This window comes from Fischerella muscicola PCC 7414, assembly GCF_000317205.1.
Taxonomy (GTDB): domain Bacteria; phylum Cyanobacteriota; class Cyanobacteriia; order Cyanobacteriales; family Nostocaceae; genus Fischerella; species Fischerella muscicola.
The window spans coordinates 166,809-186,439 of record NZ_AJLK01000109.1 but is presented as its reverse complement, the minus strand read 5'-3'; the positions used below and the strand labels follow the sequence as shown (position 1 = coordinate 186,439).

The 19,631-nt window shown below is 42.0% G+C and carries 17 protein-coding genes and 2 pseudogenes; 8 read left to right on the top strand and 11 right to left on the bottom strand.

Going from position 1 to position 19,631, the window contains the following annotated elements:
* Positions 1-70: 70 nt before the first annotated feature.
* Positions 71-580: a GNAT family N-acetyltransferase gene (locus UYI_RS0116610; protein WP_016867767.1), complete on the bottom strand. Its 510-nt coding sequence runs from the start codon at positions 578-580 to the stop codon at positions 71-73.
* A 714-nt stretch (positions 581-1,294) separates the two neighbouring features.
* Here UYI_RS0116610 and cysE point away from each other — a divergent pair.
* The 7 genes from cysE to UYI_RS0116570 all read left to right on the top strand — a co-directional run bounded on the left by cysE (position 1,295) and on the right by UYI_RS0116570 (position 5,472).
* The gene (gene cysE / locus UYI_RS0116605; RefSeq protein ID WP_016867766.1) at positions 1,295-2,014 is read left to right on the top strand and encodes a serine O-acetyltransferase; all 720 of its coding nucleotides are present in this window, start codon (positions 1,295-1,297) and stop codon (positions 2,012-2,014) included.
* 144 nt (positions 2,015-2,158) lie between these two features.
* The gene (locus UYI_RS0116600; RefSeq protein ID WP_016867765.1) at positions 2,159-2,410 is read left to right on the top strand and encodes an Asr1405/Asl0597 family protein; all 252 of its coding nucleotides are present in this window, start codon (positions 2,159-2,161) and stop codon (positions 2,408-2,410) included.
* A gap of 47 nt (positions 2,411-2,457) precedes the next feature.
* Positions 2,458-2,658: a DUF2949 domain-containing protein gene (locus tag UYI_RS0116595; RefSeq protein ID WP_026085993.1), complete on the top strand. Its 201-nt coding sequence runs from the start codon at positions 2,458-2,460 to the stop codon at positions 2,656-2,658.
* A gap of 502 nt (positions 2,659-3,160) precedes the next feature.
* Positions 3,161-4,294, top strand: coding sequence for a homocitrate synthase (gene nifV / locus UYI_RS0116585; RefSeq protein ID WP_016867762.1), 1,134 nt, complete (start codon positions 3,161-3,163; stop codon positions 4,292-4,294).
* Positions 4,281-4,559, top strand: coding sequence for a nitrogen fixation protein NifZ (locus UYI_RS0116580; RefSeq protein WP_009456969.1), 279 nt, complete (start codon positions 4,281-4,283; stop codon positions 4,557-4,559). The genes nifV and UYI_RS0116580 overlap by 14 nt, the downstream gene beginning before the upstream one ends.
* A gap of 12 nt (positions 4,560-4,571) precedes the next feature.
* A complete protein-coding gene (gene nifT, locus UYI_RS0116575; protein WP_016867761.1) occupies positions 4,572-4,775 on the top strand; it encodes a putative nitrogen fixation protein NifT in 204 nt (67 codons plus the stop codon).
* A 145-nt stretch (positions 4,776-4,920) separates the two neighbouring features.
* A complete protein-coding gene (locus UYI_RS0116570) occupies positions 4,921-5,472 on the top strand; it encodes a (2Fe-2S) ferredoxin domain-containing protein (RefSeq protein WP_016867760.1) in 552 nt (183 codons plus the stop codon).
* Positions 5,473-5,876: 404 nt separating this feature from the next.
* Here UYI_RS0116570 and UYI_RS0116565 read toward each other — a convergent pair whose 3' ends face one another.
* On the bottom strand, positions 5,877-6,749 hold the full coding sequence (locus UYI_RS0116565) for a helix-turn-helix domain-containing protein (RefSeq protein ID WP_026085992.1): 873 nt from the start codon (positions 6,747-6,749) through the stop codon (positions 5,877-5,879).
* A 163-nt stretch (positions 6,750-6,912) separates the two neighbouring features.
* Here UYI_RS0116565 and UYI_RS0116560 point away from each other — a divergent pair, with 163 nt between their 5' ends.
* On the top strand, positions 6,913-7,545 hold the full coding sequence (locus UYI_RS0116560; RefSeq protein WP_016867758.1) for an FMN-dependent NADH-azoreductase: 633 nt from the start codon (positions 6,913-6,915) through the stop codon (positions 7,543-7,545).
* 145 nt (positions 7,546-7,690) lie between these two features.
* Here UYI_RS0116560 and UYI_RS0116555 read toward each other — a convergent pair whose 3' ends face one another.
* The 9 genes and pseudogenes from UYI_RS0116555 to UYI_RS34925 all read right to left on the bottom strand — a co-directional run.
* On the bottom strand, positions 7,691-8,671 hold the full coding sequence (locus UYI_RS0116555; RefSeq protein ID WP_016867757.1) for an aldo/keto reductase: 981 nt from the start codon (positions 8,669-8,671) through the stop codon (positions 7,691-7,693).
* Positions 8,672-8,772: 101 nt separating this feature from the next.
* Positions 8,773-10,128: an ATP-binding protein gene (locus tag UYI_RS0116550; protein ID WP_016867756.1), complete on the bottom strand. Its 1,356-nt coding sequence runs from the start codon at positions 10,126-10,128 to the stop codon at positions 8,773-8,775.
* 109 nt (positions 10,129-10,237) lie between these two features.
* Positions 10,238-11,902 carry a response regulator gene (locus tag UYI_RS0116545; protein ID WP_016867755.1) on the bottom strand — a complete coding sequence of 555 codons (1,665 nt, stop codon included), beginning with the start codon at positions 11,900-11,902 and terminating at the stop codon, positions 10,238-10,240.
* 91 nt (positions 11,903-11,993) lie between these two features.
* Positions 11,994-12,389: a VOC family protein gene (locus UYI_RS0116540; protein ID WP_016867754.1), complete on the bottom strand. Its 396-nt coding sequence runs from the start codon at positions 12,387-12,389 to the stop codon at positions 11,994-11,996.
* 57 nt (positions 12,390-12,446) lie between these two features.
* A pseudogene (locus UYI_RS0116535) lies at positions 12,447-12,950 on the bottom strand (cation:proton antiporter domain-containing protein); the annotation flags it as partial.
* Positions 12,951-13,026: 76 nt separating this feature from the next.
* Positions 13,027-16,203, bottom strand: a complete 3,177-nt coding sequence (locus UYI_RS0116530; RefSeq protein ID WP_016867752.1) for an efflux RND transporter permease subunit — start codon at positions 16,201-16,203, stop codon at positions 13,027-13,029.
* 168 nt (positions 16,204-16,371) lie between these two features.
* Positions 16,372-17,688 (bottom strand): efflux RND transporter periplasmic adaptor subunit, encoded by a 1,317-nt coding sequence (locus tag UYI_RS0116525; RefSeq protein ID WP_016867751.1) that lies wholly within the window; start codon positions 17,686-17,688, stop codon positions 16,372-16,374.
* Between the two features lie 699 nt (positions 17,689-18,387).
* Positions 18,388-18,858 (bottom strand): NAD(+)--rifampin ADP-ribosyltransferase, encoded by a 471-nt coding sequence (arr, locus tag UYI_RS40010; RefSeq protein ID WP_071588848.1) that lies wholly within the window; start codon positions 18,856-18,858, stop codon positions 18,388-18,390.
* Positions 18,859-19,428: 570 nt separating this feature from the next.
* A pseudogene (locus tag UYI_RS34925) lies at positions 19,429-19,608 on the bottom strand (GAF domain-containing protein); the annotation flags it as partial.
* Positions 19,609-19,631: the final 23 nt, after the last annotated feature.

Here is a 19,631-nt window from a genome sequence, read left to right as displayed (position 1 = left end):
TTGGCTTAACAAATAACAAAGAGCGATCGCACTTTCATTAAAACCATAAAACAACTACATGATTTTGTCATTAAACTGTTAAGCGGTATAATAAATGGGGTAAATTTGCATGAATCATCTCACGTTCGTATTTAAATCCCAACTTTTCCATAACCCTTTGTGAGGCTTTGTTAGTCGTGAGAGTAAAACAAACTATCTCACGTAACTTCAGTATTTCAAAACCAATTTTCAAGATTTGCTCACCCATTTCTGTTGCTAATCCTTTACTCCAAAATTTAGCCATGAGAGCGTAAGCTAACTCAACTTCATTAATACCATCTACATTAGTGTTCCGAAGACCAGCACGACCGACAAACTGATTATTAACTTTGTCTCGAAATACCCATAATCCAAATCCATACTGCTGCCAATGATGCAAGTTATTTAGAATAAAAAGCCGTGTTTCTTCATCAGAACGAATACCGCCTAAAGTTGCCATAACTTGTGAGTCTTGGTGCATACGGTCAAGTTCATTCAAGTGTTGAAATTGTAGACGTTCAGCCAGCAGACGATGAGTAGTAAATGTTTCTATTAAATGCATATTTTTTTACTAAATTATTGGTGTAGCAAATTTTTTCGTAAAACAAGTGAGCTTCTTTGCATTGAATACTAAAACATGGCATAACATCCTTACATCTGTCTTGAAAATAGCGATCAGGAATGAACCAACAGCAAACCCATAATCCATCGCCTTGCACTGTGTGTATCGGTGTACCTACCTTAAGCCGCGCAAAGCGCGTCTACGTTCTTTCATCCCCTGGTTGTGGGTAATTGCCTGTGGGGGTCTAGCTAGAAAAGCCCACTGTTCAATTTGCTGTATTCAAGATTAGTGAACCAGTAGTAATTGCTATCTTGTTTTTTTGCCAACAAAATAATAAAATTTTAATAGTATTTCCATATACAGAAATTCTACTCTTAATATTATTGATCGCAGATTTTCGGGCGGGTGAGTACACGTTAAGTTATGCAAAAATATGTTGCTTAAATCTTTGCAAAGTCTTACAAGCAAAGAGCTAGAGATTGAGTACCAAAATGCCTAGCCCCTAGCCCAAAAATACTAGAACCCCTAGCCTAAAAATACTAGCACCCCTACCCCCAGAAGAATTTTAAATTTCTATTAAATGGGGGATGAGCGTGCTTGAGTACAACCTTAATCAATCCAATAAATCCAATCGTCATCGGCTGCACTGTCCCCTAAGCAGGTGTCTGGTATAAGCAGAAAAATAGCGCACTGCTTTTAATCAGAGCATTACCGATGCAACAGACATTAAACCCTATTCGGAATTCTAATACTGCCAAAACACCGGATAGTGCAAATGGCATTTTTGAACCTCTGTGGAGTGATTTTCGCATTATCTTTGAGCGCGATCCAGCAGCACGCAATTGGTTAGAGGTGCTGTTTTGCTATCCCGGATTCCATGCACTCTGTTTGCATCGCCTCGCCCACTGGTTACACCGTCACAAGATAGCTTTTTTTCCTCGCTTGATTTCGCACTTGGGACGATTTTTGACAGGAATTGAAATTCACCCAGGTGCAGAAATTGGTAAGGGAGTATTTATCGATCATGGCATGGGTGTTGTCATTGGTGAAACTGCTATTGTCGGAAACTACAGCTTGATTTATCAAGGTGTCACTCTCGGCGGAACCGGTAAAGAAACGGGTAAACGTCATCCTACCTTGGGTGAAAACGTTGTTGTGGGAGCAGGCGCAAAAGTTTTGGGTAATATTTCCATTGGTGCAGGCGCCCGCATTGGCGCAGGTTCAGTGGTGTTACGAGATGTCCCTAGTGATTGCACTGTAGTGGGTATTCCTGGACGCAATATTTCCCATAAACAGAATAAACGCCTCTCTCCCCTAGAACACGGCAAACTCCCGGATGTAGAAGCAACTGTAATTCGCTCTTTGCTTGAACGTATAGAACAGCTTGAACAACAAGTGCAAATTCTTAAAAGTCAACAGTCAAAGGTCAAATAGTCAATTGTCAATTGTCATTTGTTGTTTGTTGTTTGTTGTTTGTTGTTTGTCATTTGTTGCAACCAACAATCAACCATCAACCATCAACAACGAACCACTAACCACTAACCACTAACCACTAACTACTAACAATTAACCAAACAAATGCTACCACCTTATACTTCTCCTACTTTAGGCGATCACTATTATATTGTGCAGATTCCTTTAAGCGATCGCTGGCAAGTTTATCGCCGCTTGCAAGAATTAATGATTCCCTGTTTGTGTCATCCTGATGGTTCTTTACGGGTGCAAGTAGATAATTTTCTTACAGTAATTCTTGTTCACAGTATTGTTAAGCAATTTTCAGTCTCTCGTCAAGAATTAATTGATTGGCTAGAACAATGCTGGCAGTTGTAATGATTTTACCAATTATTTTAAACTTCGCAGTTTTTGTTAAAGCTTCTATGATAGCCAACTGTCAAAGTGATATAAAGTTTATTGATTTCTTGCAAAATGAACTTGAACTTTCAAGTGGAGATATTGCTGTAGCCCTACGAAAACGTGAATTAGAAAATGGGCCATTACCAATGCTGCTGTGGCAATACGGTTTAGTTGATATAGAGCAGCTAGAGCGGATTTTTGATTGGTTAGAAGAGCAAGCTTAAGAGAATCAAATTAACTATTACAAATTCAAAAGAAGTAAATACTTCTTTTAACTTTTAGATTTTAAATTTTCACTACTGAGGATAACGCCATGATTGCCACTTTAATTGCTGGATTTAGTTTGTTAATTGTATCAGGAATAGCAAAGACTTATATAAGTTATATGCTATTCACTGAAATTCCTACTCATCCTGAAGAAAAAAATACTTAATTTATACCAATTCCTGGTTGGTTGTCATACAGAATGCAAAATGATAGTTGGGTAAGAATGATGATAGAAGATGAAGGCTAAAGAATGAAGGATGAAAGCTCAAGGCTATAAACTCCTTAAGAGTGGCTACTTTACAAGAAGGGCTACGTCCTGGGAGTGCAGGGTAGGATGAAGGATGAAAGCTCAAGGATAAAAGCTGAAGTTTGAAAATAATTATTTATATTTCACACTTCAAAGTTCATACTTCACACTTCATCCTTCATACTTCACACTTCATTAGAGGTATTTTGACAATGAATAAAGTTCTGATTAATGACACGACTCTGCGTGACGGCGAACAAGCAGCAGGGGTTGCCTTTAATTTACAAGAAAAAGTAGCGATCGCCAAATTTCTTGATACTATCGGCGTTCACGAAATCGAAGTCGGGATTCCGGCGATGGGTGAGTCAGAAATGCGAGCGATCGCAGCAATTTCTGACTTGGGTTTGTCTGCTAAACTGCTAGGTTGGAATCGGGCTGTAGTTTCAGACATTCAGGCCTCTATGGCCTGTGGTTTGACAAGAATGCACATTTCCATCCCCGTCTCTGGAATTCAAATCGCCGCCAAGTTTCATGGTCAATGGCGCGTAACTTTGCAACAACTCAAAGACAGTATCAGCTTTGCTGTCGATCAAGGTCTTTGGGTTGCAGTTGGAGGAGAAGATTCTTCTCGTGCTGATGAAAACTTCCTCTTTGATGTCGCCCATTATGCCCAAGAATGGGGTGCATCACGGTTTCGTTTCTGCGATACAGTTGGAGTTCTTGACCCCTTCAGCACCTATACAAAAGTGAATCGGTTGGTTGCGGCTTTGATCATTCCTGTGGAAATCCACACGCACAATGATTTCGGTTTAGCGACTGCCAACGCCCTTGCTGGTATCAAAGCTGGAGCTTCATCAGTAAATACCACAGTCAACGGATTGGGCGAAAGAGCCGGAAACGCAGCTTTAGAAGAAGTTGTGATGGCTCTCAAACGCATTCATGGTATCGATGTTGGCATTGAAACACCACGTTTATTAGAACTGTCCCGCCTAGTAGCAGCAGCATCTGGTTGCAGTGTCCCGCCTTGGAAAGCAATTGTTGGTGAAAATACCTTTGCTCATGAATCTGGCATTCATGCTCACGGCGTCCTGCAAAATCCTACCACCTACGAACCATTTGCACCCGAAGAAGTCGGTTGGGAACGGCGTTTAGTGGTGGGTAAACATTCTGGCAGACATTTACTATCTAATGTGCTACAGCAATACGGCATTATTCTCAATACAGAAGAAACTCAATCTGTATTAGATGCAGTCCGACAACAGTCTATTCAGAAAAAACGCAGTCTCACCACTCAAGAAGTTTTGCATTTAGTTTACGAACAGAGGGTTTCCCATGCAATCAGATGATGAAGTTGAACTATACGATCCGCCTGCTTTTGATATCGGTGATAAAGTCCGACTCCGTAAACAAATCAAAAATGATGGGACTTTTCCTGGTCAAGAAATCGGGACTATTCTCGGTAAAAAAGGAGATATTGGTTACGTTGTTAGTATAGGCTCATTTTTACAAAGATCCTATATTTATGCAGTACATTTTCTTCAGACTGGATTTATTGTTGGTTGCCGCAAAAAAGAACTAGAACTAGTAGAAAAATCAAAAGATTTAGAATAGGAAAGTAGAAATATGAAAGTCATGCTACGTAGAAATAACGCTGGTAATTTAGTTGTTTACGTTGCCAAAAAAGACCTTGAAGAAGAAGTAGTGAAAGAATCAGAAGGCTCTGAGGGTAAAATTTTTACTTTGGCGAATGGCTGGGAATTAGCCTTTCCTAACTTACCAGACCCATTAGTTTTACCCCAAACCTTTGAGGCAAAACGTCTCGCATAAAAATTTTTAGAGTTGTTTGTTGTTTGTTGCTTGTTGTTTGAAATCAGTAATTTTTATTTACCAACAACCAACCATCATCTACCAACAACCAACAACCATCTACTAACAACCAACAATCAACTACCAACCACGAACAAAATTTAACATGGGCGGCAAATACTTAACAATATCAGAATTTAATCTAGAAGGACAATTCCTTGGTTTTTTGGGTGATTCATCACGAGAATATAAATATTTGCGTTTAGCGATCGCATCTGGAGAAGTACAACTCAAACTTCCGAAACAGTTGCGTGCATACCTGGGTGCAAACTTGCAACCCGGCGAACTTTTACAAGTATTTGGTCTGAGCAAGTTAAGCACCCATACTGGTAAAATCAAATTTAAAGTTTATGGAGTCAAACCATTGGGGGTTTGTCCCAATCAAAAAAATCCTCAACAAACTAAAGCCAAAATTTTAGTCTGTCAAAAATCTGGTTGCCGCAAACGGGGTGGTAAGGGTTTATTGTCAGAATTAGAAAAGATTTTGTGTGAACGTGGATTGCAAGATAAAGTAACTATTGAGCAAACAGGCTGTTTAAAATGTTGTAATAGCGCGCCCAACTGTATTTTGCAACTTGGTCAAAAAGAATTTAAAAAAGTGCATCCAGAAGCGATCGCATCTTTGTTGGAAAATCATTTAATATCAAGTCTGGATTAATTGTCCAATTCCCAAATAATCAGTAGGGTGGGTTACGGCTTTAGCCTAAACCACCACAAATTTCAAGTTCCAAGCTCGAAATTTCTCATTTCAACCCAAAAGTTTCAAGTTTCAAACTCGGAATTTCTCGTTTAAAACTAGAAGTTTCAAGTGCCAAGCTCGAAATTTCTCATTTCAACCCAAAAGTTTCAAGTTCCAAACTCGGAATTTCTCGTTTCAACCCAAAATTTTCAAGTTCCAAGCTCGAAATTTCTCATTTCAAACTAGACTTCATGGGCAATTGCCCACAACGAAGGGATGAAATTTTGAACGAACACAGATGAACACTGATTAACACAGATGGATTATGAGTTTGCTGTTAAGTTCATCCCCGATCGCTATTTTCAAGACAGCGTTACATACATTTATGTGCCCCTGTATACTTTAGGTGTCATGCCTGTAAGCTGTCGAAACTGTTTACTCAGATGACTGTGACTGTTGAAACCACACAAAAAAGCAATTTCCATAATTGATTGATCTGTCTGTTTCAATAACTGCTTTGCTCGTTCTATTCGCTGCTGGAGCAGATATTGGTAGGGAGCCGTGCCCATCGATTGTTTGAATAGATGGCTGAAATGAAATTGACTCATGCCAAGCAATTGGGCTAAATCTGCTAGCTTGATGTCTTGATTCAGATGTTCGTTGATGTACTCCAATACTTGTGAAAGTTGACGCTCTCTTAAGCCACCCTCGTAAACTGAAAGACGAGGTTTGAGGGCAGAGTATTGTCTGAGCAAATGCACCGCTAGGACATTTGCTAGTGATTCAATATAGAGTCTTCCACCTAAATTTTCCTGTTTGAGTTCAGCGAACAGCAGCATTGCGATCGCTTCAATCTGGGGATCACGATTGCGAAATTCGGAGCGTAATTCAACCTGATCGGAATTAGTATCAATGGTTTCTCTAGCAACGTTTTGAATAAAACTAGACGCAATGCGAATCTGCAAATAGTGGTCATCTCTATCCCAGCGGGCAAAAAACGGCACTTTGGCAGGTGTAATGGAAACGTCTCCTTTACCGTACAGCCCCGTATAGGTTTTGCCTCCCTGAATTTGCAGTAAGCGAACTGGGCGGGGTGCAAGAGACAAACAAATTGCGTGTTCATCACTGTAATGACTACTCCCCTCCCCTGGCGGATGTTGAAATTGCTCAACCAGAATGTTTTCCCAACCCTGATTTTGGCTAGACAAAATAGGCAAACATGTCGTTTCCGTCTGATGGGGGACTGTCGTCTTCATGATCCAAACCCAATTCGTCTAGCTCTGATTGTATTCACTTTTGAATGATTCTCATCGAGCAGTCTGAAAACTGACAGCAAGATTTTGATAGTCCCACAGAAATCAGATAGCTCAACACAGGTCGTTTGCCTAAGCTGAAATAGTAATCAATCAATAAGGAACTATGGCACGTTTGTTACACATTGATTCTAGTCCCCGTGGTGAGCGATCGCACTCTCGCAGACTCACCAGAGAATTCGTCGAGGCTTGGAAACAGGCTCATTCGGCTGATGTCATCACCTATCGGGATATTGGTCGCGATCCCGTCCCCCATGTCAATGAACCGTGGATTGCAGCAGCTTATACACTCCCAGAGCAACGCACCCCTCAACTCCAACAAGCAATTCGCATCAGCGATCAACTGGTGGACGAATTTTTAGCTGCTGATGTCTACGTTATCGGCATTCCTATGTACAATTTCAGTGTTCCCAGTACCTTCAAAGCTTATATTGACCAAATTGTCAGGATTGGGCGCACCTTTGCCTTTGAACCAGAGGATTCGGCAAACCCTTACAAACCGCTCGTACTAGGTAAGAAAATGTTTATCATCACAGCGCGAGGTGCCTCTGGCTTTGGCCCTGGTGAACACAACGAGAAACTGAATTATCAAGACCCTTATTTAAGAACGATATTTGGCTTTATTGGCATCACCGACATCACCTTTATCCATATTGAAAATGACGAGCTTGGTGGCACAACTTTATCTCAATCGCTCGCAGCTGCTCGTACCCAAGTTGCTCAACTGGTAGGAAGATAAGTAGTGAAAAAACTAAACTCTGCGTTTCTGTGCGCTGACTCTGCGCCCCTCCGCGTTTAAAAACACTACAATTTTACGCAAAGGTGTACTAAGTTTTAACTTTTAATCTAGAAGTCTCACTCTTTTCTCCTATTCGCCAGCTTTCTTAACGATTAACCGTACTCATGTCCCCATAGCGATCGCCTGCTGCGACATTTTTGGGAGCAACTTCGTCAATACGTTGTAAATCCTCTGGAGTCAAGCTAATCTCAACAGCCTTAATATTTTCCTCTAGGTACTTACGGCGTTTAGTTCCGGGAATCGGCACAATATCCTGTCCTTGTGCTAACAACCATGCTAGTGCTAGTTGGCTGGGAGTTACTTGTTTCTCAGCAGCGATCGCTTTTACTAATTCCACCAATTGCAAATTCTTGTGGAAATTCTCGCCCTGAAAGCGCGGTGAATTACGCCGGAAATCGTCTGCTGCTAAATCATCAATACTAGTGATTTGTCCAGACAAAAATCCCCGTCCCAAAGGAGAATAAGCCACAAAGCCAATGCCTAACTCCCGCAAAGTCGGTAAGATTTCATCTTCCGGATCGCGTGTCCACAGAGAATACTCGCTTTGCAAAGCTGTAATTGGGTGAACAGTATTGGCACGGCGAATCGTTGTTGCTGCTGCCTCCGAAAGCCCCAGGTAACGCACTTTACCTTGCTGCACAAGTTCTGCCATTGCGCCTACAGTATCTTCAATCGGCACATTTGGATCAACACGATGCTGGTAATAGAGGTCGATGTAGTCAACCTTCAGCCGTTTCAACGAAGCATCACAGGCTTGGTGAACGTATTCCGGACGACCATTAATGCCCCGAAAACTAGCATCTTCACCCCGTTGGATACCAAACTTTGTTGCTAAAACTACTTGATCTCGACGGTCTGCGATCGCTCTCCCCACAAGTTCCTCATTTGCACCGTAGCCATACATATCAGCAGTATCAAGGAAATTCACACCCAGTTCTAAGGCGCGGTGCATAGTAGCAATGGATTCAGTTTCATCCTGATTACCGTAGAACTCAGACATTCCCATACAACCAAGTCCTAAGGCGGAAACGACAAGCCCTTGTTTACCTAATTTACGTGTCTGCATTAGTTTTTTCCTTTCTTTTGAATTAAGTACAGCTTCATCGGTGTGTATCTGTGTGCATCGGTGTTCGCCAATAACACACCCAATTGCTAACTGCAATCAAATCATATCGGCAATCGCACCCGAAAGCGCGTATCACCTGGTTTTGATTCAACATGAATATCTCCTTTATGCCTATTGACAACAATTCTGTAGGCAATTTCTAAACCTAAACCAGTGCCTTTACCTACACCTTTTGTAGTAAAAAATGGCTCAAATATCCGAGATTGAATCGCCTCCGGTATACCAACTCCAGTATCAGCAATTTCTACTACAAGAAAGTTATTTTCTTTATAAGTGTGAATCGTCAACTCACCTTTACCATCCATAGCATCAAGGGCATTGTCAATTAAATTTGTCCAGACTTGATTGAGTTCACTAGCATAGACATTAATACGCGGCAACGTCCGATCATACTTGCGGTGAACAATCACCCCCTTTTTAATCCGACAGTGAAAAATCAGCAGAGTATTTTCAATGCCCTCATGTACATCTATTTCTTGCAAAGGGGCTTGATCCATGTAGGTGTAGCCTTTAATTGCTTTCACCAACTCAGCAATACGTCCTGTGCTGTGTTCAATGTCGTTGATTAATCCTGTAGTAGAAAGCGCAGCTTCTAACCAAGTTAATACATTTCCAAGAAACTCGGCGGGAATGCGATCGCCTATTACATCCAGTTTTTTCGAGTCTATTCCAGCAGCAACTAGTGTAGGAGCTAGTTTCCAGGCATAATTTACATCATGGTCTTCGAGCCATTCTATAACTTCGTCTTCCTTGTCGGCTTGAGTAATCGGGTCAAGTTTGGGTGCTGTAGCCTGATTTTGTATATCCACCAGCAAGTTTAGTTGTTCTGGGGTGAGGCAATTTAGCTGTAAAGTTAGAGACTGCAAATTTTGGAAGTTCTCACGTAACAACGAGGCTGCCCTTTGCGCCGCCGCCCCCGGATTATTTAATTCGTGTGCTAAGCCTGCTGATAATTTGCCCAACGCCGCCATCTTTTCTTGTTGGCGTAGTTGGGCTTCTACATCTTTAGTTCGCCCTGCCATTGCTGTCAGAATCACATCAGCTAAAGGTGAACACTCAGCCAGAATGTGCCTAAAGGTATCAACCTCAATTTGTAGGACGTGACAGGGTGTTAGCGCTTTCGCGCTAGCAATATAAGCTGCACCAGTCAGCATCGACAACTCACCCACAAACTCACCCCGGCGATGAATTGCCAGTAGTCTGGTTTCACCACCCACTTGCTTAGTAATCTCCAGTTCACCGTTTAAAACGGCATGAAAGTTATAGTTAGAATCGCCTTCCTTAAACAGCACATCTCCCGCATTCAGTTGAATCTCAGTACCATACTGTTTCATCTCCTCCAAAGCTTCATCATTTAACTTAGGAAACAGCGTCATCTGGTTGGGGTCATGCAGCATAGGGACTCCTTTTATTTATGGGAGGTGGGGGTGTGAGGGGTGTGAGGGGTGTGAGGGGTGTGAGGAGAATTCTTTCCTTCTGCCCTCTGCCTTCTGCCTTCTGCCTTATTTACAACACCTTCGCTAAATACTGATGGATAAACTGAACGCAGATAGCACCTTCGCCTACTCCCGATGCAACGCGTTTTACTGAACCATGACGTACATCACCGACGGCAAAGATACCGGGAATATTGGTTTCTAACAAAAAAGGGTCACGTTCTAAATTCCAGCCTGGGACGTGTTGTCCATCGCGTTGTAAATCTGGCCCAGTTAAAATAAAACCGCGATCGTCTCGTTGCACTATCCCATCTAACCATTCAGTTCGTGGTGCTGCCCCAATAAAGATAAATAGTGAAGTAGCGGGAAGTGTTTGAATTTCGCCAGTGCGATTATTTTTTATAGTAATTGCTTCTAAACAATTTTCTCCTTTGACTTCAATCACACTAGTATATGTTTTTACCGTAATGTTTGGTGTTTCAGCAATTTGGTCTATCAAGTACTGGGACATACTGAGACTCAAAGATTCGCCGCGTACCAACATCGTCACATGGCTGGCGTATTTAGAAAAATACATAGCTGCTTGTCCGGCTGAGTTTGCCCCACCTATAATATAAACATCTTCATCTTTACAACTCATAGCTTCAGTTTGAGCTGCACCATAATAAACACCCGCACCAGTCAAGCGTTCAATTCCTGGTACATCCAATCGCCGCCACGCCACACCTAATGCCAAAATCAGGGCATGGCAACTAATTTCGCTACCGTCAGCTAGTTGTAAAAAACAATAGGGATTAGCTACGCGAATACCCGTAACTTCTTGGGGTGTGAGAATTTCCACACCAAAGCGCCTAGCTTGAGTAACAGCACGACGTGCTAAATCACCACCACTTAAACCTACTGGAAAACCTAAGTAATTTTCAATACGTGAACTTGTTCCCGCCTGTCCACCAGGGGCTTCTCGTTCAATCATCACCGTACGTAGCCCTTCCGATGCACCATACACCGCAGCCGCTAACCCAGCAGGGCCACTACCAATAATCGCTAAATCATAAAACGGCTTTTCTGCTTGAGTTCGCAGTCCAATTTTCTGAGCAATCTCTAAATTTGTTGGTTGCCTCAACTGTTCGCCATCAGGGAAAATCACTAAAGGCAAGCGTACTTTATCACAGTCTGCATATTCTGTTAACTGTTCAGCCTCCTTAGAAAATTCGATATCCATCCACTCGTAAGGCACTTGATTTCGTGCCAAAAAATCTTTGACTTGATGGGAATAGGGCGACCAGCGATTACCAATGACACGAATACCTTCAAAGGGTGGGTGGAATGTTGCTTGCCAGTCATCAAGCAAATCATTTAGCACCGGATACAGCCGTTCTTCTGGTGGATTCCACGGCTTCATTAAATAGTAATCAATTTTTGTAGTGTTGATTGCATTTATCGCTGCGTCGGTATCTGCGTAGGCTGTGAGTAAAGCCCGTTTTGCATCTGGAAAGATTGTTATTGCCTGTTGTAAGAACTCAACCCCAGACATTTGCGGCATTCTTTGATCTACCAAAAATAATGCAACAGGATGGTTGCGGAGTTTAATTTGTTCTAATGCTTCCAAAGCGGTAGCACCAGAGTCAGCGCGCAATATGCGGTAATTTTCTCCATATTCCTGACGCAGATCCCGCGCCACGGCTTGTAACACTTCAGCATCGTCATCAACCGTCAAGATTACAGGTTTAGCCATAGTGCGATGCTACCTCCTCGTCATTCGATTTTAGATTTTGGATTTTGGATTGACTCTACAGATTTTTCTGGGGGCTTTTACCATCAAAATATTAAGATAAAAACTCGTATAAACCGATCAGAGTTCCGTCCGGGTCGCGCAGATAAGCCGTTTTGATGCCATAGTAAGGATTATTCATCGGTGCTGCGGTAAATTTTACACCTTTGTGTCTTAATTGCTGATATTCCTCTTCCAAATCATGAACTGTAAAAATCAATGCAACAGTGTCCTGGCATTCCGCGTGGAGTGGCTTGTCAGCATTATGGATGAGTTGGGCCATTTCCTGGCGTCTAAATAGAGATAGCCTCATATCTCCAGCTTTAAATTCAGCATATCCGTCTGCTTCATTTTCTACAGCAACTTCAAATTCCAATAAATCTTTGTAGAACAAAAAGCAACCTTTCCAGTCATTTACCAGTAATCTTGTGTATGCTGAACCTACTTTCATAATTTTTTACCTCCATTGAAACCATCGATCGCTTCATGAAATGATCAACTAAGTACAAAATTGCATCATTAACCCAAAAGTACCAGCAGCAAATGGTGCTGCAACTCCCACTGTTGCCACTATTGCGGACTGTGGCCCGACTTTGAGTAATTCTTTTAAATCAGATTCCAAGCCAATCTCAAACAGCAGAATGACTACACCTAGTTCTGCTAATACGGAAATGACTTCGCTATTGATTTGAAAGATTGTTGCTGCTCCGTCTATACTCAAACCTGTGGTAGCTACCAAGAACTTGATTAAAACAGAGTCACCACTATCACCACCACTATCAGTAAATACCAGCAGATGTAAAGCTGATATACCCACGACTAAACCACCTAAGAGCTGTCCTAAAACTGGTGGCATGTTCAAGCGATCGCAAATTTCACTACCAATTATACTAGCAAGGTATATTACTACTAAACTAATCAGCACTGCTGCTATGATTGAGGCGCTATCTGATGCTGTTGCGGTTGCTAACAAAGGCATAGTAAGACTAGAAATTGCATTTATTAGTGTCATATGTAACTATTTCTTAACTGTTTTGGATACAAATAAACCCGGTTCTCTCAAAAACCGGGTTTATGATTACGTAGATTTATCGATAGATTTCGGTAGTCACCCGACCATCTTCCTCCACTTGATGGGGTGGTTGTTGAGGTGGACGACGACGTTTGAGAAAGCGATCGCGTAAACTCCCAATCACTATATATAAGATTGGCACTATAAACAAACTCAGGAACGTAGCAACTAGCATCCCACCAAACACCGCAGTACCGAGAGATTGACGGCTACCAGCACCAGCACCTGTGGCAATTGCTAAGGGGAAAATCCCCAACAGTGTGGAGAGTGCTGTCATCAAAATTGGTCGCAAACGTTCCTGTGCGGCTTGGACTGCGGCTTTGGTAATTGGCATACCTTGCTCATGCAGTTGGTTAGCAAACTCCACAATCAAAATAGCGTTCTTACTTGCCAAACCAATCAACATCACTAAACCAACTTGGCAAAAGATGTCATTATCTAGACCCCGCAGTGATTGTGCTGACAGCGCCCCAAAAATTGCAAGGGGAACCGATAGCAAAATAATCAACGGGTCAACATAGTTTTCGTATTGAGCAGCTAATACCAAGAAAACAAAGACGAGTCCCAAACCAAAAATTATCGGTGCTTGACCACCGGATGTTTTTTCTTCCAGGGCTATCCCCGACCATTCGTAACCAAAACTCGTTGGTAAAACTTGTTGGGCAACATTCTCCATTGCTTGGATTGCTTGACCGGAACTTTTACCTGGAGCCGCGGAACCGTTGATTTCAATTGAGCGGAACAAGTTGTAATGATTGATGGTTTGCGCTCCAGTAGTGGGGGTGAGTTTGACCAGATCACTCAAGGGAATCATTTGATCGTTGGCAGAGCGGACGTATAATTTCCCGATATCCTCCGGGTTGGAGCGAAACTGAGCATCTGCTTGGACGTATACTCGGTAAGTCCGTCGTTCAAAATTAAAGTCATTGACGTAGCGCGAACCCAGGTAATTTTGGAGAGTATTAAATACTTCATCAACGTCCACTTGTAGGGCTTTAGCGCGACTACGGTCTACTTCAATTAAGATTTGTGGTGTATTCGCAGCAAAAGTAGTATACACAGGCTTTTGCAAGTCTGGTTCCTGATTTGCCCGCTCCAGTAACTGACCCATGACTTGCAACATGGTTGCTAAGTCACTGTTACCTGCTCTGTCTTGTAGCTGAAATTGGAAACCACTAAAACTACCTAAACCTCGAATTGTAGGAGGGTTCACAGGTAACACTCTGGCTTCGGTGATTCCTGATAGTTTATCCATTAAACTACCAATGATTTGCTGCGCTGACTGACTGCGCTCATGCCAAGGTTTGAGGGTTGTAAAGATTACACCATTGTTAGCAGTACTACCGCTAAAACTAAATCCACCAACAGCAAAAGTACCTGTGACTTCCGGCAATTTCAGAATTTCTTCTTCTGCTTGTCGCATTACTTTGCTGGTGTAGTTAAGAGAAACTCCTTCTGGCCCTTGCACAATTGTAATGAAGTAACCTTGGTCTTCATCAGGAAGAAATGATGTTGGCACAGAGGTATACAACCAAGCTGTCAATCCCAAGGAGAGGATAAACAGCCCGATGACAATTGCTTTGATCCTAACTAGGCGATTGAGTGACCACTCGTACCCTCTTCGCATTGAGTTTTGGAAGGAGTTAAACTTACCAAACACCCAGCCCAAAATACCACGCTGTCTGGGTCTGCGGCGCAGTAGCAAGGCAGATAGAGAAGGTGTGAGGGTAATGGCGAGAAAAGTAGAGATGGCGATCGAAAAGGCGATGGTTAAAGCAAATTGTTTATATATCTGTCCAGTGGCTCCTGGGAAAAAGGCGACGGGGACAAATACAGCCATCAGTACCAATGAGGTAGCAATAACTGCCCCAAACAGTTCCTGCATGGCGGCAGACGCTGCCTGACGTGGCGTCATGCCTTCTTCCTGAATCAAACGCGAAATATCTTCGACGACAACGATCGCATCATCAACGACCATCCCTGTTGCTAGGGTCAGACCGAACAAGGTTAAAGTGTTGATGGAAAAATTGAAGGCTTTGACAAAGGCGAATGTACCAATTAATGCTAAGGGAATGGTGATTACGGGAATTAAGGTGGTACGCCAATCCTGCAAGAAAAGATAAATGATCAGGATAACCAGAGCGATCGCCATTAACAAAGTCAACAGCACTTCTGAGAGTGAGGCTTCCACAAAACTAGTTGTATCAAAGGCAACTTGATACTCCATGCCTGGTGGAAATTTTTCGGATAGTACTGCCATTTCGGCTTTGACTGCTTTGGCAACGTCCAGCACGTTACTTCCTGGAGTGGTAAATATCCCAATTCCCACACCCTCTTGCCCTCGAAATCGCAGGAAAGTACTGTAATTTTCTGCTCCTAGTTCTGCCCGCCCTACATCTTTGAGCTTAATGAGTGATCCATCTTGACTGGTTTTGATTACTATATCTTCAAATTCAGATGCATCAGTTAATCTACTGATAGCCCGCAAGTCAATTTGATACATTTGATCCTGTGGCGATGGTTGCTGACCGATTTGTCCAGCACCCACTTGCAGGTTTTGTTCATTCAGGGCATCAATCACATCCTGAGCAGTCAGGTCGCGACTTGCAAGTCGATTTGGGTCAAGCCACAGACGCATCGCGTAGCGGCGTTCACCAAAAATTCTTGCCTCACTCACACCCTTGATTCTTTTTAGGGCATCTGATATGTAGAGGTCGGCGTAGTTACTTAAAAATACAGTGTCATACTCTCCTTTCTGACTGTATAAACCGATCGCTAACAGAATGTTATTAGATTGCTTACTAACGGTGACTCCAGTTTGCGTAACTGGTTCGGGTAGTTGTGGTTCAGCTAACGATACACGATTTTGCACATCAACGGCAGCAATATCTGCATCCCGCGATGGGTCAAATGTGACTGTAATCGTACTAGTACCATTGTTACTGCTACTAGAAGTCATGTACCTCATGCCTTCGACACCGTTAATCTGCCGTTCTAAGATGGTCGTAACGGTGTTTTCTACTACTTCTGCACTAGCACCAACATAGTTAGCAGTAACTTGAATTTGAGTTGGACTAATTTCTGGATACTGCTCTGTAGGTAAAGTAGGAATGCTAATAGCCCCTACTATCAGAATGATGATAGCGCAGACACTGGTAAAAACAGGTCGCCTGATAAAGAAGTCAACAAACATATGATCGGAGATTGGGGATTGGGGACAAGGAAGACACGGAGGACAAGGAGGACAAGGGAGACAGGGGAGAAAACAAACAACTAACCACTAACCACTGTACAGACGTGCCATGGCACGTCTCTACAACAACCAACAACCAACAATCAACAAATAACCACTAACCAATTCTTATTGAGATTCTGATGTTATAGGAACTCCGTCTCTAAGATTGAGTAGTCCTGAAACAATAATTCTTTCTCCTGGTTGTAATCCTTCCAATACTTGATAGTTATTACCCTTAATATTGCCTAATTCAACACGCTTTTGTTTGGCTACTACTTGGGTCTTTCCTTCGGGTGATTTTTGTGTTTGTTCTACAAAGACAAAATTTTGTCCCGCTATACGAGCCACTGCTGTGGTGGGAATAACTACTCCTGAACGTTGGTTAAATATGACTCTGGCTCGGACATATTCATCGGCTCTGAGTAGATTTTTTTCATTGTCATATAGTGCTTTAATTTGAATCATCCGATTTTCATTCGCTTTGGGAGAGATAAAAAATACGCGACTAGTACCAATAGTCCGACCTTGAGGATCAATAAGTTCTACTAGCGTTCCGTTACGTAATTGAGATGCACGTTCAACTGGTACAGATATGTTTATTTCTAATGGTCGATTTTGAGTAATAGTAGCTAGTTGTGTGGAAGTATTAACAAAATCACCTATTTTTACTGGGATATCACCGACTGTACCAGCGAAGGGGGCTGTGACTCTGTAGTACTGGAGTTGGACTTTTTGTTGTCTAGTATTAGCTAATGCTTGCTGTAAAGATTTTTCGGCTTCGGCTACTGCGGCTTGTTGCGCTTTTATTTTAGATTCGTTGGCGTTGAAGGCGGCTTTGGCGACAGCAAGTTGATTTGCATACTGTTCTTTGGTTAGTTGAGATACTGCTCCTTCACTCGCAAGAGTGGCGTAGCGATTGTACTCCTGCTGTCTCAATTGGACATCTGCAAGAAAAGATTGCCTGTCTGCTTCTAAGGATCTGAGGGTAGCTTTAGCGTTTTCCACTTGCGATCGCGCCGCCTGTGCAGCAGCATTAACACTGCTAACTGCTGCTTGTTGCTCTCTGGCGTCTACTTGAATAATCGGGTCTCCATTTTTAACTGGATCTCCAGCTCTGACAAATATTTGAGTTACTTGACCTTGAATTCTTGGTTGCAAAGCCACTGAGCGACGCGATTCGATAGTGGCAATATATTCTGCACTGTCTTCTATTGTGCCTGATTGTACAGTAGATACTTTCACCGCTACTGCTGGGGGCTGAGCATTAGTATTGGCAGGTGTTTGATTTTGTGAAGTAAACACACGCCAAACAGCAATGCCTCCTCCTGTCAATGCTAGCAGGGTCAACAATAACCAAAGCGACCGGCGTTGTTTGCGAGGCGGCTGCTTTTCTGTCTGTGGAGGATAATTTTCAATTTCGGTATGAGGCTGCGGAGGTGTCATGATTAGCAGAGATTATAAACAAATCAACTATGTGTAAAACAGAAATAAAGTAAGTGATATTGAAGTTACTGATTTTTTTAGATGAATTATGCAACAATCCATCAATATATACTGTTTTATACTTTGAATTTAATCTATCTAAAGGTAAATAATCATACTTATTTTAAAAATAAAATGATCTACTTGTCTTTCCTATTCTTGCGAAAAATGTTCTAATTTTGCTATTGTGTAAATTGCTTTTACTTAGTAATTAAAGGTAAAAGCTCTAATTTATTAGGAATAAGTCAGTTTTTAGTCTTTGACAATATGGGTAATGTATGATGACTACTTATCTTATTTTATTTATTTTTTATGGTGTGGAATTAAACAATTACACCAAACAAACTGTAAAGCCTTTGACTGCTAAATTACATCCCTTGTCTACTAGGAAGGAAATTAAGGAAGAGGTAGATTTTATATTTTAGATCTTGTAGATTATTTATTTTGTCATCTACCGAAAGTATAAATAGGTTTGTGATGATTTAACGTTCCACCTCACCCGCCGCTAGTAACCTCTTGAACTCAACGAAAAGACTCTCAACGGTCGGGTGCAAGCAGATTGTTGTGTGGCGATCGTGAGGTCATTAAAATCACTGGGTAGTTATAACTCTCGCTGACAACTAAAATATCTTTGCAGTAACCAATCGAGATCTGATTGCTTTAATTAATAATTTCTCCTTTGTTATTGTCCAACTTTTCACGCCATTTCTGGAGTTCCTCAGGTGTTTGTCTCACCCAATCCGTCACCTCGCCAACGATTTTTAATGGTGCTTGGGAGCGATATGAGCGCGTCGGATTACCCGGAAATTTTTTGTCTGTAACATTCGGGTCGTTTTCAAATCCCCCTGTAGGTTCGACGATATAAACACGTTCACGTCCATCGCCTTTTGCTAATGCAGCAGCTAGTCCCGCTCCATTAACCAGGGCTGTAAAATAAATGTGATTCATTTTGAGTTCAGATTTGTAATTAGAACTGCCCCCTGCTGTCAGCAAATCGCCAACCGACAAATCTGCTTTTGTCCCATGATAAAAAGGACCTTTGTCAGAAGGTTTATCCTTAAACGAAGTTGCTAATTCATAATTCTTTTTTGCCTTGTTAGGGTCGCTTAAGTCCTCATAGCATTTAGCAATGTTTGAATATAGAGAAGGGAAAGCACTCTTAACAGAGTCGTCATTCATTTTTAATGCAAACTGCAAAGCCGTTTCGAGCCATTTTAATTTATCAGAAACATTTTTTTGATGTCGGGCTACATAATGAGCTGAAATAAATTTTTCAAAGTCGTATGTTGCTTCGTTCCAGGCTTGAAGAAATAGTTCACTTGCTTCTTCAAGCTCGCCTTTTTCTTCCATGCTCATACCTTGAAGACAAAGTTTAACAACATTGTTGCTTGGGTTGAATTCCATAATTATTTTGTCTCATAATTATCGTAATATTGCCGTATCCTAGACAATTACTAGATAGTAAGTGGCGAGTTGTTAAGTATTGAAACATACAAAAAACTTGGTGACGGATTCAACTATGAACACAGCCCATCAAAACTTACCAGTTATGCTTAAATCAAGAACTTACAACCACTTAGAGATCTCAATATTAGCAGTGATCGTCGTGGCTTCTAGCAGTTTTTCACGCGCTTGGACGCGATCGAGTGTTTGTTGCAATTCAGCGTAAAGACGTTTGAGTTCTTGCGATCGCGCTTGTTCTCATTTCAGCAACTCCTCATCTTTTGCCTGACGCTTGATCGCCGCTGCAATACTATCGGCTGCAATCTTGAGGATGGCAATCTCCGCCTCATCATACAGTCGCAGTTCACCGCAGTTGTCAAAGCCAATATGTCCCCAGCACTTCTGCTGATACAGAATTGGCACAATTAGCATTGAAGTACAGTGACTGGCTAAAAAGTGCG